We start from the raw sequence: 14904 nt of genomic DNA on the forward strand, positions 1-14904 counted from the left end.
GGCCGGTCGCCGCGCCTCACTCGATCGGGATCAACACCGGCGCGCCCTCCGGCTTGATCAGCAGCACGAGGAACTTCGCGGGTTCGGTGCTGCTCGCGTTCCGGCCGACTGTGTGGATGTCGTCCGGCCCCTCGTAGAAGGTCTGCCCCGGCTTCAGCGTGACCTCCTGGCCGCCCTTCACGCCCATCACGATGGAGCCCTCGAGCACGTAGACGAAGGCGTGGGCGTCGTGACGATGCACCGGGTCGACCGCGCCCGGCGGGTAGTCGACCGTGATGAGCAGGGCCTCCTTGCCCGGGAAGTCGGCGAGCTTCTTGGACATGAGCTCGGTGACTGCGGCCTGCGCAGGGGCGGTGTCGGGGCGAGCGAGCTTCGCACTGCCCGCGCAGCCGAGGAGGAGCGCGCCGAGACCGACGAGAGTGCCGATTCTTTGGATGGAGCGGATCATTGGAGCCTTGCCTTGTCGTGGTGAAACGTGGGTGTGCCGGCGAGAGGCGCCGGGCATGTCGTGGGAATGGGTGGAGTGAGATTCGGAGTCGGGCTCGCGCTCAATCGGCGAGCGCGACGACGCTGGAGATGCCCTGCCGCGCCATCTTGGCGTAGGGGCAGACTCGTTCGGCGTTGCGGACGAGCTCCTCGGCGATCGGCCTGTCGACGCCGGGCAGATCGATCTCGACGTCCGCAGTGACCATGAACAGGCCGTCGCCCGGATCGCGCCCGAAGGCGACGGACACCGTCACGGAGGCGCCGGGGATCGGGATGTTGGCCCGGGTCGCGAGCAGGCTCAGGGCGCCGTGGAAGCAGGCGGCGTAGGCGGCCGCGAACAGCTGCTCGGGGTTGGTGCCGCCGCCGCCGCCGCCGCCCAGCTCCGCCGGCAGTCGCAGGTTCACGCGGAGATTGCCGTCGTCCGACCGCGCGACGCCCGACGCTCGCGCATGCTCGGCCTCGCCGCCAGACACCCGGACTTTCGTCGTGTAGAGCGCCTGAAAGCCGTCGCCGTGATAGCGGTCGAGCAGCGAGATCGGCGGAGGTCGGAGCCTGGCCATGGACGCCTCACTTCGAGGCTCTCGAGCGAGCGAGCCAGGCCTCGAAGTTCACCGTCCCGAGCCGCGGGCCGGGGCCCGGGACCAGAGTGTCGTCCTCGAGCCTGGCGCCGAAGTAGCGCGCTTCGGGGTCCGCGACGACCTCGCGCGGGTCCTGCATCGCGGTCATGTAGCGGCGGACGAGCGCGGGGAGGCGCACGCGTTCGGGGCCGGCGATCTCGACGATGCCGCCGACCGGCTCGCCGAGCGTGTAGTCGGCCATCGCCAGCGCCACGTCGTCCGACGCGATCGGCTGCACGAACGCGGGCGACAGGCGCACGACGTCGCCGTCGGCGGCCGAATGGACGATGCCGCCGAGGAACTCGAAGAACTGCGTGGAGCGGACGATCGTGTACGGGATCGCGCCGCCCCGGATCAGCTTCTCCTGGGCGATCTTGCCGCGGAAGTAGCCGCTCTCGGACAGGCGGTCGGTGCCGACCACCGACAGGGCCACGTGATGCTTCACGCCCGCGACGGCCTCGGCGCCGAGGAGGTTGCGCCCCGAAGCCTCGAAGAACTCGAGCACGGCCCTGTCCTCGAACGACGGCGAGTTGGCGACGTCGACGACGACGTCGGCGCCCGCGAGGGCCGCGGCGAGCCCCTCGCCGGTCACCGTATTGACGCCCGACGCGGGAGAGGCCGCCACTGCGTCATGGCCGCGCTGGCGGAGGAGGTGGACGAGCTTGCTGCCGATGAGGCCAGTGCCCCCGATGACGACGATCTTCATGGTGTACTCGATTCGTTGGCGGCCCGCGGTGCGACGCGTGCTCCGACGCGTGGAACTTACGCGCCGTCCCGGGCTCGGCGGTAGGCACGTCGAGGGACGCACTGTGTTGCGCCCCTGGCACCAATCGCCGCCGGCGAGCCGCCGGCCGTACGTTCGTGCGACGGAAGCGCCTCAGGCGGGGCGGCGCGCGCCCGCCAGCGAGCGGGCGAACGCGGCGAGCTTGCTCGGGCTCATGATCCACAGGAGCTGCTCGATGCCCGTGTCCGAGGCGCCGATCATCAGCAGCGCGACCGCGGTGTCGCCCCGGGAGACGAGGACGCCGGCGCGCCCGTTGACCGCGACCCATGCGGTCGTCTTGCCCGGCCAGAACTTGCGTGCAGTGATCGCCATGAACCGGGCGACCCTGGTCCGTCCGCTCACCGGCACGCGCGCGACCCCGATGACGCCGCCGCCGTCGGAGAAGCTGACCACGTCCGCGGCGAACAACCCCTCGAGCGCGGCGAAGTCACCGGCCTGCGCCGCGACGAGGAAGGCCGAGAGCAGGCGGCGATGCTGGTCGGTACTCACGGGCGCGCGGCGACCCTCGGCGAGGTGCTTGCGCGCGCGACTCACGAGCTGCCGCACGTTGGCCTGTTCGAGCTGGACGATCTCGCTGATCGCCTCGTACGAGTAGTCGAAGGCGTCGCGCAGCACGTAGGCGGCGCGCTGCGTGGGGCTCAGGCGCTCGAGCAGCAGCAGGACCGCGAGCTCGAGCGCCTCGCCTCGCTCGGCGCCGACCTCGGGATCGGCGCTGGTGTCCACGGGCTCGGGGAGCCACGGGCCGACGTACGCTTCGCGCCGCGCTCGCGCCGACTGGGCGACGTTGATCGCCAGCCGCGTGATCGCGGTGGCCAGGAAGGCGGCAGGATTGAGGACGACGCTGCGGTCGGTGTTCTGCCAGCGCAGCCAGACCTCTTGCACGAGATCCTCGGCCTCCGTCGCGTCGCCGAGCATGCGGTAGGCGATGCCGAAGAGCCGGGGACGCAGGCGCACGAACGCCGACGCCACCTCGTCGAGCTTGCTCGTCGCGTCGGACTCTCCCGAGGGCATCGCCGCAGCAGCGTGTAACGCGGGACGGCGCGAATTTCAACCAGGCGGGGGGCGGGCCTACACCGGCGCAGAGACGCCGTGGGGGAGCCTGCGGGAGCGTCGTGAGCCGCTCCTCGACGCGTCGCCGAGCGGCGAGCCGCGCGGCGGACCGCGACGCCGTTACGTCTTCTTGGCGGTCTCCTTCGCCGGGACCTTGGCCCTGGCCGCCTTCTTCGCCGGCGCCTTGGCGGTCTTCTTCGCCGGCGCTGCCTTCGCGGTCTTCTTCGCCGGCGCCGCCTTGCCCGCCTTCTTCGCCGGCGCCTTCGCGGTCTTCTTCGCCGGCGCTGCCTTGCCCGCCTTCGCCGGCGCCTTGGCGGTCTTCTTCGCCGGCGCTGCCTTCGCAGTCTTCTTCGCCGGCGCTGCCTTCGCGTCTCGCCGGACTCGTGTTGCAGCGCCGTCACACCCGGTGCGACTCCGGCAGGCGCCTGGCCCGGGTCGACAAGGGCAGCCGGTCCTCGTCATGGATGCCGTCGTCTCTCGTCGCGTCGGGCCTCGTCGTGCCTGTCGGGATGCCATCGGCCACGCCCTCTCGTGCACCGCCGGTCGCTTGCCCACGCCCCGTCCGAACGGCACCAAGAGGCCGCCCAGCGGCCCAATTTCACGACATCAGGTTTGAAGAAGCGACGGCAGGAGGCGGGCGCTAGAACGGGGGTCCGAAGGAACGGAGGTCCCCTTGAACTGGAACAAGTCGATCCGGCAGATCCACCGCTGGCTGTCCATTGCCTTTACTTTGGCCGTCATCGTCAACATCGTCGCCATGGGCCGGGAAGAGCCCGCCGTCTGGGTGGGCCTCCTGGCGCTGTTCCCGCTCATCTTGCTGCTGATTACCGGCCTGTACCTGTTCGTGCTGCCGTATACCGCCAGGGGACGACGCGCCGTCTGAACAGGTCGAGGCGCAGAGCCCATCACGACCCATCGAAGCCCGCCGGTCAACCCCGGCGGGCGCTCGCCGTCGCGTGCGCTCAAGGATCGACGGTGAGATCGATGTCGATCGTCACCGGGATGTCGAGCCCGGTGTACGTGCAAGAGCACTCGCCGCTGATGTCACCGCTGATGCACTCCGGGTGGTCCGAGGCGATCCTCTGCACGATCGAATCGACATCAAGGTGCAAGCTCGCCTTCAGCCGGCCGTCCTCGAACGTGAACGAGTCGAAGATCTCCAGACCGTGCATCGCGTCGGTCTGCTCGTAGAACTCGCTATGGTCGGACGGATCCGGCGGGAACCGCACCTCCGCCCACAGATAATCGAAGTTGGCCTTGAACGACGCGTCCGAGTGCTCGTCGGCCAGCTGGGGTTCGAACGACAGGTAGATCACCAGGTCCTCGCTCTCGAACATGTAGGCCTGATAATCGGAGGTGTTCGAATCACAGGACCCGCTCCAATTGTCGCACTTCAGGCCCGGCGTCCCCTCCTCGTTGTGGGCGACGACGTGCCACGAAGCCGGCGGACAGAAGTCGATCTCGCACTCGGAGACCTCGGCGCTGCCCGGAATCGGAGGCACACAGACCTCGGGTTCACCCTCCGTCTCCGGCGACCCGGTGGGCGCGTCCGTCGTCTCCGAGCCGGTGGTCGGGGCGCCCGAGCTCGAGGCCCCCGTGGAGCCGGAGCTCGACTCCCCCGACTCGCTCGTGTCGTCGCCGCCGCCCTTCCCCGGCCCGCACGCGATCCCACACAGCATGCACATCATTAGGCTAATCTGCTTCATCGGGGCAGAGTACCACGGCGTCCATGGCCCGACCAGGCTCTCGCGGCACTGCGAGCACCTGTCTCTCGGGTCATCCGGGCGCGCTCGGTCGCCCGTCGCCCGCGGCCGCCGCGACCTTGCGCTTGAAGCTCGCGACCTCGCGTCCGGGCGCGATCACGAGGTCGAGGATCTCCGACTCGTCGTCGAGGACGAGCTCCAGCCGCCAGCGCAGGTCGAACAGCGCCCCGGCGTAGCTGTAGGGCGCCTCAGGCCCGGCGAAGTGGAACCGGCGGCAATCGCTCGCGGCCAGCGCGCTCGTCTCGCCGGCGGCCGAGCGGCGGAACGGATCGTCGAGCGCCTGGGCGAACACCCGCGGCTGCGCCGCGAGATCGAGCGTCTGTTCGGCCACCGCGTAGATCTTGCCGTTGCCGGCCGTTATCGCCTCGCAGACCAGCCGCAACGAGGCGCGGCGCGGCGCTTCGGGGCGCTCCCACGTGACCACACCGGCGATCGGCTCGCAGGCGCGAAGCTGCGGTGGTCGCCGTCGATCCTGACCCCGAACCGGACCTCTTGCGGCGCGAAGCCTGCAGGCGGCCCGAGGTCCGGGGGAGCGCCCGCCCCGGCCCCGCGGACGTCGATCGGCACCTCGAGATGGAGGATCGGCCACAGCGGGAACAGGACGGACAGCCTCAGCACCCACACGATCGAGTGTGTGGTGCCGGGGAACGCCGGGACGCCCGCCGCCGGGAGGACCGCGACACCGGCGGCGGAGACCGGGGCTTCGTACACGATGTGAGTCCTGATATTCGGACCCCGGACGGCGTCGAGCACGGTGCGCTCCATGCCGAGCAGCGTGGCGCTCGCCTTGGACACCTGCACCGGCGAGTCCACCGACCAGCGGACCTGCATCGACTCGCCGAGGCGCGGGGAGCCGGGCGTCAGGCGCAGCGTGACCCGGTTCTGGTAGGCGCAGAGCTGGTGGACGAAGACGACCGCGGAGACGATGCTCCACACGATCTCCCATGAGCGCTCGCCATCCGGCGCCGGCACGACTGCCAGCAGCGCGAACAGCAGCGACAGGACGCCGAATACCAGCAGCCAGATGCCCCGGGTACCGCGGTAGGAGACCTCGCGGCCGCCGTCGTCCTGCGGCGCGTCGCGCTGCTCCGCCGGGGACAACAAGCACAGCGCCATGACGACGACAGCGGCGAGGACCGAGGATGTGGCACTGAGGAGCGTTGCGATCGGCGGCGTCAACTGCGGGCTTCCATCAGCATGCCATACGGAAAGGCCCGCGCAACGCCCTCCCCGCTCCGACCGCGCCGGCGAACGAACCGACACCGGCAGCCACGGCCCGCTCGCCCTCCTCGCCCTGATCGACGCGAAGGGCGAGCCGCGAGCGCCGCGGAAGGCTCAGCGCCGCGAAAGCGCCCCATAGCCGGAACTCCGGGCCGTACGACCGGGCGTGGATGAAGATCGCGCGAGCCCTCCGCACCGTCATCTCCGCGTCATCGCTCGCCCGCAGGCGACCCGCCGAGGGCGCGGCTATGCATCCTCGTCCTCGGCGAGGTCGAGCACCCATTGCTCCTCGTCCTCGTCATAGTCGAGGTTGAGCGCCATGAACTCGTCCCCGTCGTAGCGGAGGACCAGGGTCTCGCCGCCGGCGTAGAGGTAGCGCTCGGTCGCGATCATCCCGAGGCACATCTCCGGGCTCACTCGCTCGAGCTTCTTCCCATTTTGGACGAAGAGCCCCATTCCGTCGTCGTCGCCCACGCAGCCCCAGTAGATCTTGCCCTTGAACTCGCAGACGCTGCCGGCGTGGGACACGTCCTTCGCCAGCTTCATCGCGGCGAGTCTGTCGGGCGGACCCTGGAGCGACCCGCGGTGGCCGGCGACGGACAGCACGCCCCTGCTGTCGATGAGGATCGAGCCGATGTCGCCGACCTTCGTCGCCTTCATGGGCTTCACCTGGTCGCCGGAGATCTGCACGATCGTCCCGTCCTTGCCGCCGGCGTACGCGACGTCCCCGTACACCGAGAGGCAGGTGAGCTCGACGGCCTTCGAGGCGAGCTTCGTCCACTTCTTCCCGTCGAAGCGCGCGACGCCCTCGCCGACGACGTAGAGCTCCTTCGTCGAGCGGCCGCCGATCGCCCGCGCCGCCGCGATCGGGAGCTTCATCGCGGTCCGTTTCTTGATGTTGCCGCCGGCGAAGCGGTGCACCTCCTTGTCGGTGACGACGAAGAGGTCGCCGTCCACGAATGACAGGTCGCGGACGAGATCCTTGATCCCCGCCAGGCGCTCCGTCTCCGCGAAACCGTTGGCGCGGAAGAGCAACGAGAGCTCGTTGTCGAAGTCGTCCATGTCCCAGACCTGGAACCCGAGGATGACCTCGTCCGGCCCCACCACCGCCATGCGGAGCGCCTCCACCATGAGGTCGCCGTACTCCTCGGGATGCATGTCCTTGGGCATCCCGTCGAGTATATCCGCCGCGAGCTCGAGCACACGCGCGTGTCGCCGGCCCGCGGCGGCGACCGACGTGCAGGGCCGCGAGCTCCGGGTCGATCCGAGGCGCGGACGCTGCAGGACCTCGACGAGGTCCTGAAGGACAGGTCTAGAGATCGGCGTCGATCTGCCGCATCAGGCCGAGGAAGTCGGCGAACACGCGGACCTCGGTGAGCTTGCCGCCGGCGACGCGGTAGTGCGTGCTGCCGCCGACCTCGACGCTCCGACCGGTGGCAGCCTTCCCGCGGAAGGGGCCGTGGTGGGTGCCGCGGAGGGTGAAGCGCGCGGCGACGCGGTCGCCGTCGACGAGCAGATCCTCGACCGTGTAGTGCAGGTCGGGGAAGGCGGCGCGCAGGCCCCGGATCGCCGCGAGGACGCCCCCGGGCCCGCGCGCGGTGCCGGTCGCCGGGTTGTAGTAGGCGACGTCGGGCGCGAGCAGCTCGGTGAACGCGTCCTCGCGGCCGGCGTTGAGCGCCTCCTCGTAGAAGCGCAGCACCGGCCGCTCGATCGCCTCGGGCGCGCCCGCGAGCGCGGCGATGACGTCGGCGGAGTCGCCGACCGAGCCGGCGATGCCGCCCTGGGCCGCGATCATGTCGAGGGTGACGCGGTGGTACTCGGGGAAGTAAGAGGCGACGCAGTCGGCGAGCACGAGGCAGCGGAAGCCGCGGTCGTTGGCCTCGCGCACCGTCGTCTGCACGCAGACCTCGGTGGTCACGCCGGCGACGAGCAACGCCTCGACCCCGTGGTTGCGCAGGACGGCCTCGAGGTCGGTGGCGTGGAAGGCCCCCTTGCCGGGCTTGTCGATCACCGGCTCGCCGGGCGCGGGCGCGAGCTCGGGCACGAAGTCCCAGCCGGGCTCGCCGCGGACGAGGATCCGCCCGCGCGGCCCGGGATCGCCGATCCGCAGGCCCTCGCGGCCCTGCGCGCGCTTGGCCGGCGGACAGTCGCTGAGGTCGGAGCGGTGGCCCTCGCGCGTGTGCACGACGAGGAGGCCCGCCGCCCGCGCGGCGGCGAGGACGGCGCGGGTCGGGGCGATGGTCCGCTGCAGCTCGCGCACGTCGTTGCCGAGCGCCTCGCCGAAGCCGCCGGAGAGCAAGAAGTCGCCCTGCATGTCGATCACGAGCAGGGCGGCGGCGCGCGGTCGGAAGCGGAAGGACGCGGGTCGGGCAGGGACGTGCAGCTCCACTGGTAGATCCTACCCTTCCTTCGGTCTTGCCGAGTACGGCTGTTGCCCCGGAGGAAGGGCAGGACCCCCGTTCAAACCGTGCATGCGGATTTCCCGCACACGGCTTACCGGTGGACTTTCGGGCCGTTGCATTACGCTGCCTCCGGGTACTGCACGGTCCCCCGCAGACGATGGAGGCCGTGGTTGTGGAAGAAGTCGCGTGTCCAGACCTTGGCCTCCCCCGCGTGGAGATGTCGACCTTTGCGCTTCACCATGAAGGCGCGGAGTCGACTCCATACGTAGGTGTCGATCTGGTTGAACTTCGCGGCGGCGTTCCCGGTGAGGAAGTAGTTGGCCCAGCCGCGCAGCACCGGATTGATGTCGCGGATGATCACCCGCACATCTTTGACCCCGTGGCGGTTACGACCGGTCAGCTCCTTCACACGCTGTCGCACCCGCGTCAAGCTGCGCGTCGAAGGCCAGCGCTGGAGGAAGTACGCTCTGCGGCGTTCCTTCTCCCAGATCGGACCGGACATGCGCTTACGCAGGTGACAGCCGAGGAAGTCGAAGCCTTGCCGTCCCCGGCTCAGCTCGACGCGCCTCGTCTTCTCGGGATGCAGCTCGAGTCGAAGTCGACGCAGGATCTCGCGGACCCTGACCTCGGCCTCCTCGCACGCCTTCCTGGTCCTGCACAGGATCACGAAGTCATCGCAGTAGCGCACGAGCTCGCCCAGGTGGGCGTGCCGTCGCTGCCACAACTTGTCGAGGACGCCGAGGTAGATGTTCGACAGCAGCGGTGAGATGACCCCGCCCTGGGGTGTCCCCGAGAGCATCGCCGTCACCTCGCCGTCTTCCATCACCCCGGCTTCGAGCCATTGCCGCACCAGCTTGAGGACCCTTCGATCCGAGATCCGCATCTCGACGAGCTTCATGAGTCGCTCGTGATCGATGCTGCCGAAGTAGTCGCGGATGTCGGCGTCGAGCACATGGTTTCCACCTCGCGCTCCCAACACGCGCAGGCGCTCGAGCGCCTGCGTCGCGCTGCGCTTCGGCCGGAAGCCATACGAGCACGGAAGGAAGTCCGCCTCGAATATCGGCTCCAACACCAGCTTCGCCGCCATCTGCACCACTCGGTCCCGGACTGTCGGGATCCCCAGCGGCCGCTTCTTCCCGTCCGCCTTCGGGATGTACCGCCGCATGACCGCGCTCGGCCGGTACGTCCCCGCCTCGAGCTCTGCACCGATCTCTTCGAGGAAGCGATCGACGCCGAGCTCTTCCACCTCGGCCAGCGTCTGGGCATCGATGCCCGCTGACCCCCTGTTCTTCTTCACCCGCCTCCATGCTTCCTTCAGGACGTCACGCCTGAAGATGCGGTCGTACAGCGCATGGAAACGTCTTCCCGGATGCCGCTTGGCTGCGGCCCACAGTCGGCGTCGAAGTTCTCGCACTTTGTCACGTGGCCTGCGCCGCGTGGGGTTGTTGGGACCTGTCCTGCAGGCCATGCCCTCGCGCTTACCTTCTTCTCCGACACGACCACCCCAGGGGCCCTTCCCTCCGGCGGCGTTGTTCTGCGCCGCCATCGCCGGTACTACGACCCCCTCGGACTCCCGCTGCACAGCGCTCGACTTCGCCTTCGGCTTATACGAGCCACCTTGCCCCGACACGGGCCGTGCAGACGGGCCTCTCCTGTTCCGCATCGCTCCTTGAACGCGTGCTGCGCCCCCTACCCCGGGTGGACCCCCCGCGCTTTCTGTTCCGGACTCGTGCGCGGTGGACGTGGCCTTCGCCGCGAAGTGATCGGCTCGGCTCCCCCATTGTTTCTCTGACGAGGCTGCAGGCTTCACTTGATGTTGCGGCCCGCGTTCTTGCTCCCTCCGTAGAGGCTCTTGACGCCCCGCTCGGGCCGCGAGGATCTCTCCTCGCGCCTGGGGCCTGCTACCGGGCGCTCCGGCGCTTACCCGGACGGGACTTTCACCCGCTGGAACGGTGCAGCATGACGCGGCCGACCCGCCCCCTCCGGGGTCCTGCTCGTCCGTGTCTTCAGGACGCACCACCCGGCGAGAGTAGCGGGGCCAGAGCCCGCGGTCGAGGACAGAGCGGGCCGATCGGGCAGATCGAGCGCGCTCGGGGGTCGAGCGTGCGGGCGTAACGCGATCGCGGGCCAGGCTGCGCCGCGCTGTCGGCGACCCGTGCGTCGTCGCTGGGCATAACCTGGCCTTCGAGACAGGCGGCGCCCTCGCGAGTGGTCCGACGCCGAGCACAGCAGGGCGACCGTAGCGCTTCGATCGACGCAGGAGTAATTGTGGTCCGGCGGGCGCAGCGCGCCGCGGTGATGCTCCACGCGTCGGTCCCATGCTCGCAGCGCTGCGAGCATCCGCCGCATGGGAACGCACGCTCGTCGAACATTCTGCGTCCACGCAGTCCACGCCGACGACGGTCGGTCGAACGCACACGGTGTCGGTGGACGGCGAGGTCGAGGTGGGATCGCTTCGGCCCGACGGCAGCGAGCGCGGCTCACACAGGCTCTGCTACGCTGCTGCTGCCCGCGTGCGGGTCGCAGCCATGGATCTACGCCACCTCCACACGCTGGTCGTGCTCGCCGAGGAACTGCACTACGGACGCGCCGCGCGACGCCTGCACGTCGTGCAGTCGGCGGTGAGTCGTACCGTGCAGGACCTCGAGCAAGAAGTCGGCGCGCTGCTCTTTCGCCGCACGCAGCGTCGGGTCGAGCTGACGGCCGCCGGTGCAGCGCTCGTCCGACGCAGCCGGGCGATCCTCGCCGACGCGGCCCGGGCCGCCGACGAGTGTCGGGCGGTGAGCGAAGGCAAGCTCGGCCGACTCCACGTGGCGATCTGCGGGGTGAGCGGCCTCGGCTATCTACCCGAGGCCTTGCGAGCCTTCGCCGCCATGAACCCTGCGGTGGAGATCGAGCTGTCGCGGCGAGGCTCCGCCGAGCTGGGCGCCGCCCTCGCCGAAGGGCGCCTCGACGTCGCGTTCTCCCACACGCCGCTCGAGGACGATGCGGTCGTGGTCGAACCCATCCGCTCCGAGCGCCTGTGCGCCATCCTCCCCACCGACCACCCGCGGGCCCGGGCGCGAGCAGCTCCGGCCGCCGACCTGCTGCGCGACGTCGTCGCCATTCTCCCCCGCGTGAGTGCGCCGGAGATCCACCGCGCTCTGATGGCGCACGCGCGGGCGCATGGGGTGCCCGCTCCACGGGTCGTGGAGGTCGAGGACGTGAGCGTCATGATGACTCTGGTGGCGGCGGGACTGGCGGTCTCGCATCTGCCGGAGGGCGAGGCCCGCCTCTACCGCGGAGTCGTCGCCGTGCCCGTCGAGCCGGTCTACGAGATCACGCTCCATGCCATGTACCGCAAAGACCACGCCTCACCGCTGATCGCCCTCCTCCTGGCCGAGATGCGCCGCGGTCGGTGATGCTCTGCGGGCATCACCGGACCTGAAAGATGTCATTGGCGTCGCGCCCTGGCGCGGCCTCATGCTCGAGTCATGTCGATGACGAACACGGGCTCCGCTCGCACTCCGCCTCCCCTCGAGATCGTCCCCGATCAATGGTACGCGGTGCTGGAGGCCAGGAAGCTCGGCGCCCGCCCCGTCGCGCTGCGGCGGCTCGGTGACGACTTCGTGCTCTACAGGACGGCGAGCGGCGCGATCGGGTGCTTCACCGATCGCTGCCCCCACCGCGGCGTCGCCTTGAGCCTCGGGCGCGTCGCCGGCGAAGAGCTCGAGTGCGGCTACCATGCCTTTCGCTTCAGCACCGACGGCGCCTGCACTGCCATGCCCTGCGACGGGCCCGGTGCGAAGATCCCGGCGGCGATGCGCGCCGCCGCGTTCCCGGCCCGGGAAGCGCACGGGCTCGTGTGGATCTGGTGGGGTGCACCGCGCGAGCGGCTGCCGGAGATCCCGTGGATCCCCGAGGTGCCTTCGGACGATGCCGCCGCGAGCGACACCTCGTTCGTCTGGCCGGTGCCCACATTCCGCGCCATCCAGTCGTCCTTCGATTACCACCACGCGCCGGTGCTGCACGGCAGACGCTCGCTGCGGTTCACGCCGATTCCTCGCTTCATGCGGCTCGACGAAGTGGCGTGCGACGCCGAGGGTGAGCGCATCGAGTTCAGCGGGGTCCTCCGTGATCCGCAGCGATCGGACGAGAGCGGGGTCCGCTGCCACACGAGTTTCCGGATGCCTGGGCTCTCGTACCTCCGGATCGGCGCGTTCGGGCGCTTCGCGGTCTTCGACACGCCGATCGACGCGGGGACGACCTTCCGGTTCTACCGCAACATCTCGAAGGTCGGTCGCGCTCTCGGGTTGGGCAAGCTCCTGGCGTGGGCAGAGCAGCAGCTCGACCTGCGATGGGGCACCCAATTCAAGGAGGATCTGCCGATGGTGGTCACGCAGGCCCACCCCGGCGAGTTGTTCTCGGACACCTTCGCCAGAGCCGACGCAGGCGCGGCGCAGTATGAGCGCTTGCGCAGGAAGCTCCTGCGCACCGCGCGGGCACGGGCGCCCGAGTATCCGCTCCCGGTACGCCTCCGGCTCGGGAGCGAAGCGCGCTCGCTGGACACGAGCGCGGGCTGAGTCCGGCCCTCGTCTGCGACGAGCCGGCCGTGAAGCGGCGAGACGCGTGGTCGCGCCGCGAGGGTGATGGCCCCTTCGTCTTCGACGGGGCGAGGTGTCGGATCGGGCGAGCGCTTGCGGGCTCGCCTGAACCAGCGCGGGCCCTGGCCCGGGGGCTCAGTTGTCAGGTGAGCCCGAGCTTGAACGCGCCGGCTTTGATTTTGGACTTGGTCTTCATGGTTCCTCCTGGGGTGGTACGGAGGGTCGTCCGACGCACGTGGCTTCGCGCGTCGCGGCGAGCCCCCCGAGGGATGACAGGTGCCGCGATCCGATGTCGCGTCGCGCGAGCAAAAACTCCGCCTCGCGTGATCGCGCGTCGCCCGGCAGGGCCGGCGCCCGCACCGACGCCGCCGACACCGGTGCTCACGTCGGTCACGGGCCTCCGGGTCCCGACATCCAGAGAAGATCTCCGCGGAGGAGAAACGGCGACGACTCGCGGCGCAGCGCCGCGGGCTTTCCTGGGCGACGGAGATGCGCCATGGTTACGCATGGCTTTTTCTGACCTTGACCGCTTCGCCCGTGCCTTCACCGCCGCGCTCGCCCCCCTGATCGCCAGCTGCGGGATCGAGGAGGACCAGTTCGACGTCGACATCTGCTCCGAGCGGTTCCTCTCCATGGTCGAGCCGGAGACGCCGGTCGACTACTTCGAGCTGCGCTCGGTGCCGTCCTACGGCGACCCGGAGCTCGACCAACCCATCACTGTGATCGACTCCGTCGGGGAGAAGTGCGCCACCGCCAGCGACGAGGCGGCCTGCCTGGCTGCCTTCGACGCGCTGCCGACGGAGTCGCAATTCGTCGGCGTCGGCAACTTCGACTCGCCGGAGGTCCGCCTCTTCGCCTGGTCGCGCGCCGACGAGGTCGGGGCGATCACCGACATGGCGGGGTTGCTGGCGTTCCTCGGCTCGGTCGACACGGCCGGCGAGGCGGCGCTGGTCGGTCGTCTCGCGGGCCACGAGTTGCTGTGCTCCGAGCCGCACCAGGTCGGCGACCATCCCGAGGGACATGTCCTTTACACCACGTCCGGTTCGGGCTGCGGCAGCAAGAACGACATCGTCCACCACGTGGTGCTGGTGCGCACGGACGGGTCCATCTCCGTGCTCGACAGCAAGCGGATCCAGCGCGGCGATCCGAACTGCGCGATCGGGCGGCTGCCGCCGGGGCTGTGCCGGCCGCTCGCACCCGCGGCGTCCCGGCCGGTCGGGGCGTTCTTCGCCGAGGTCGCGCACCTCGAGGCGGCGTCGGTCCCCGCCTTCGCGCACCTGGCCCGCGAGCTGCGGGCCCACGGAGCGCCGGATGCTTTGAGGCGCGCCGCACTGCGCTCGCGCGACGACGAACGCCGCCACGCACGGCTGACCGCCAGGCTGGCGCGCCGGTTCGGCGGTCAGCCGAGCACGCCGAGGGTGCGGCCGACGCCGCTGCGGCCGCTGGTGGAGGTGCTGGCCGACAACGCGGCCGAGGGCTGCGTGCGCGAGACGTTCGGGGCCCTGGTCGCGCACGTGCAGGCGCGACGCGCCGGCGATCCGCAGGTCCGCCGGACGCTGGCGCGAATCGCCGGCGACGAGACGCGCCACGCGGCGCTGTCGTGGGGCCTGGCGCGCTGGGCTCGCGGTCGCATGCGCACGACGGAGCGGCAGCACGTGGCGCGGGCGCATGCGGAGGCGCTCGAGCGACTCGCAGGCGAGCTGACGCGTGAGCACGACGCCGAGGTGCACGCGCTCGCGGGGCTGCCGGAGCCGGCGGAGGCGCAGGCGCTGTTCGCGAGCCTGCGCGACGCGCTGCGCTCCGAGGCGCGCGCGTAGCGTCGCTACACGGAGCCCGCGCCCCGCTCTCGCGGACTCCGCCGCACTCGGCTTCAGCCAGCGTCTGCAGGTCAGGGGCAGCGTTCACGTCAGCGAACGCAGGGTCGATGTCGACCGCACCCGTTCATCGGCGCCGCAGGCGCCGACGAGCGGGTGCGCGTTCTGGCGCATTCAGGAAAAC

15 protein-coding genes and 1 pseudogene are annotated in these 14904 nt (G+C 70.3%); 4 read left to right on the top strand and 12 right to left on the bottom strand.

The genetic code is table 11. The features are described 5' to 3' along the window. Window positions 1–16: 16 nt before the first annotated feature. The 5 genes from O0S08_RS34905 to O0S08_RS34925 all read right to left on the bottom strand — a co-directional run bounded on the left by O0S08_RS34905 (window position 17) and on the right by O0S08_RS34925 (window position 3399). Window positions 17–448, bottom strand: coding sequence for a cupin domain-containing protein (locus O0S08_RS34905; RefSeq protein ID WP_269033768.1), 432 nt, complete (start codon window positions 446–448; stop codon window positions 17–19). A 100-nt stretch (window positions 449–548) separates the two neighbouring features. Next, window positions 549–1046, bottom strand: a complete 498-nt coding sequence (locus tag O0S08_RS34910; RefSeq protein ID WP_269033769.1) for an Ohr family peroxiredoxin — start codon at window positions 1044–1046, stop codon at window positions 549–551. A 7-nt stretch (window positions 1047–1053) separates the two neighbouring features. Beyond that, the gene (locus O0S08_RS34915; RefSeq protein ID WP_269033770.1) at window positions 1054–1809 is read right to left on the bottom strand and encodes an SDR family oxidoreductase; all 756 of its coding nucleotides are present in this window, start codon (window positions 1807–1809) and stop codon (window positions 1054–1056) included. A gap of 171 nt (window positions 1810–1980) precedes the next feature. Then, the gene (sigJ, locus tag O0S08_RS34920; RefSeq protein WP_269033771.1) at window positions 1981–2898 is read right to left on the bottom strand and encodes an RNA polymerase sigma factor SigJ; all 918 of its coding nucleotides are present in this window, start codon (window positions 2896–2898) and stop codon (window positions 1981–1983) included. Window positions 2899–3057: 159 nt separating this feature from the next. Further along, a complete protein-coding gene (locus O0S08_RS34925; protein ID WP_269033772.1) occupies window positions 3058–3399 on the bottom strand; it encodes a hypothetical protein in 342 nt (113 codons plus the stop codon). Between the two features lie 211 nt (window positions 3400–3610). On the opposite strand from O0S08_RS34925, the gene O0S08_RS34930 reads away from it, so the two are divergent. After that, the gene (locus O0S08_RS34930; RefSeq protein ID WP_269033773.1) at window positions 3611–3820 is read left to right on the top strand and encodes a hypothetical protein; all 210 of its coding nucleotides are present in this window, start codon (window positions 3611–3613) and stop codon (window positions 3818–3820) included. 79 nt (window positions 3821–3899) lie between these two features. Here the strand turns inward: O0S08_RS34930 and O0S08_RS34935 are convergent, their stop codons facing one another. The 7 genes and pseudogenes from O0S08_RS34935 to ltrA form a co-directional block, all read right to left on the bottom strand. After that, window positions 3900–4643, bottom strand: coding sequence for a hypothetical protein (locus O0S08_RS34935; protein ID WP_269033774.1), 744 nt, complete (start codon window positions 4641–4643; stop codon window positions 3900–3902). 70 nt (window positions 4644–4713) lie between these two features. Then, window positions 4714–5124, bottom strand: a complete 411-nt coding sequence (locus O0S08_RS34940) for a hypothetical protein (protein WP_269033775.1) — start codon at window positions 5122–5124, stop codon at window positions 4714–4716. After that, a complete protein-coding gene (locus O0S08_RS34945; RefSeq protein WP_269033776.1) occupies window positions 5058–5963 on the bottom strand; it encodes a hypothetical protein in 906 nt (301 codons plus the stop codon). The genes O0S08_RS34940 and O0S08_RS34945 overlap by 67 nt, the downstream gene beginning before the upstream one ends. 204 nt (window positions 5964–6167) lie before the next feature. Then, window positions 6168–7091: a hypothetical protein gene (locus tag O0S08_RS34950; RefSeq protein ID WP_269033777.1), complete on the bottom strand. Its 924-nt coding sequence runs from the start codon at window positions 7089–7091 to the stop codon at window positions 6168–6170. A gap of 142 nt (window positions 7092–7233) precedes the next feature. Next, complete coding sequence (locus O0S08_RS51390) at window positions 7234–7620, bottom strand: ester cyclase (protein WP_371879569.1); 387 nt, start codon at window positions 7618–7620, stop codon at window positions 7234–7236. 12 nt (window positions 7621–7632) lie between these two features. Next, window positions 7633–8310, bottom strand: a pseudogene (locus O0S08_RS51395) (cysteine hydrolase family protein); the annotation flags it as partial. A gap of 131 nt (window positions 8311–8441) precedes the next feature. Beyond that, entirely contained in the window at window positions 8442–9869 is a 1428-nt protein-coding gene (gene ltrA, locus O0S08_RS34960) for a group II intron reverse transcriptase/maturase (RefSeq protein WP_269032840.1), read from the bottom strand. 772 nt (window positions 9870–10641) lie between these two features. Here ltrA and O0S08_RS34965 point away from each other — a divergent pair. The 3 genes from O0S08_RS34965 (at window position 10642) to O0S08_RS34975 (ending at window position 14723) form a co-directional block, all read left to right on the top strand. Continuing rightward, window positions 10642–11724 carry a LysR family transcriptional regulator gene (locus O0S08_RS34965; RefSeq protein ID WP_269033779.1) on the top strand — a complete coding sequence of 361 codons (1083 nt, stop codon included), beginning with the start codon at window positions 10642–10644 and terminating at the stop codon, window positions 11722–11724. 72 nt (window positions 11725–11796) lie between these two features. Then, window positions 11797–12885 carry a Rieske 2Fe-2S domain-containing protein gene (locus tag O0S08_RS34970; RefSeq protein WP_269033780.1) on the top strand — a complete coding sequence of 363 codons (1089 nt, stop codon included), beginning with the start codon at window positions 11797–11799 and terminating at the stop codon, window positions 12883–12885. Between the two features lie 527 nt (window positions 12886–13412). Then, window positions 13413–14723: a ferritin-like domain-containing protein gene (locus tag O0S08_RS34975; protein ID WP_269033781.1), complete on the top strand. Its 1311-nt coding sequence runs from the start codon at window positions 13413–13415 to the stop codon at window positions 14721–14723. Window positions 14724–14904 lie beyond the last annotated feature (181 nt).

It is taken from the genome of Nannocystis punicea, assembly GCF_026965555.1.
GTDB lineage: Bacteria > Myxococcota_A > Polyangia > Nannocystales > Nannocystaceae > Nannocystis > Nannocystis punicea.

What these genes read in the sequence shown, in the direction of transcription:
- O0S08_RS34905 (WP_269033768.1), bottom strand. Translation starts at nt 448, where the DNA reads ATGATCCGCTCCATCCAAAGAATCGGCACTCTCGTCGGTCTCGGCGCG.
- O0S08_RS34910 (WP_269033769.1), bottom strand. Translation starts at nt 1,046, where the DNA reads ATGGCCAGGCTCCGACCTCCGCCGATCTCGCTGCTCGACCGCTATCAC.
- O0S08_RS34915 (WP_269033770.1), bottom strand. Translation starts at nt 1,809, where the DNA reads ATGAAGATCGTCGTCATCGGGGGCACTGGCCTCATCGGCAGCAAGCTC.
- sigJ (WP_269033771.1), bottom strand. Translation starts at nt 2,898, where the DNA reads ATGCCCTCGGGAGAGTCCGACGCGACGAGCAAGCTCGACGAGGTGGCG.
- O0S08_RS34925 (WP_269033772.1), bottom strand. Translation starts at nt 3,399, where the DNA reads ATGACGAGGACCGGCTGCCCTTGTCGACCCGGGCCAGGCGCCTGCCGG.
- O0S08_RS34935 (WP_269033774.1), bottom strand. Translation starts at nt 4,643, where the DNA reads ATGAAGCAGATTAGCCTAATGATGTGCATGCTGTGTGGGATCGCGTGC.
- O0S08_RS34950 (WP_269033777.1), bottom strand. Translation starts at nt 7,091, where the DNA reads ATGCCCAAGGACATGCATCCCGAGGAGTACGGCGACCTCATGGTGGAG.
- ltrA (WP_269032840.1), bottom strand. Translation starts at nt 9,869, where the DNA reads ATGGCGGCGCAGAACAACGCCGCCGGAGGGAAGGGCCCCTGGGGTGGT.
- O0S08_RS34965 (WP_269033779.1), top strand. Translation starts at nt 10,642, where the DNA reads ATGCTCGCAGCGCTGCGAGCATCCGCCGCATGGGAACGCACGCTCGTC.
- O0S08_RS34970 (WP_269033780.1), top strand. Translation starts at nt 11,797, where the DNA reads ATGTCGATGACGAACACGGGCTCCGCTCGCACTCCGCCTCCCCTCGAG.
- O0S08_RS34975 (WP_269033781.1), top strand. Translation starts at nt 13,413, where the DNA reads ATGGCTTTTTCTGACCTTGACCGCTTCGCCCGTGCCTTCACCGCCGCG.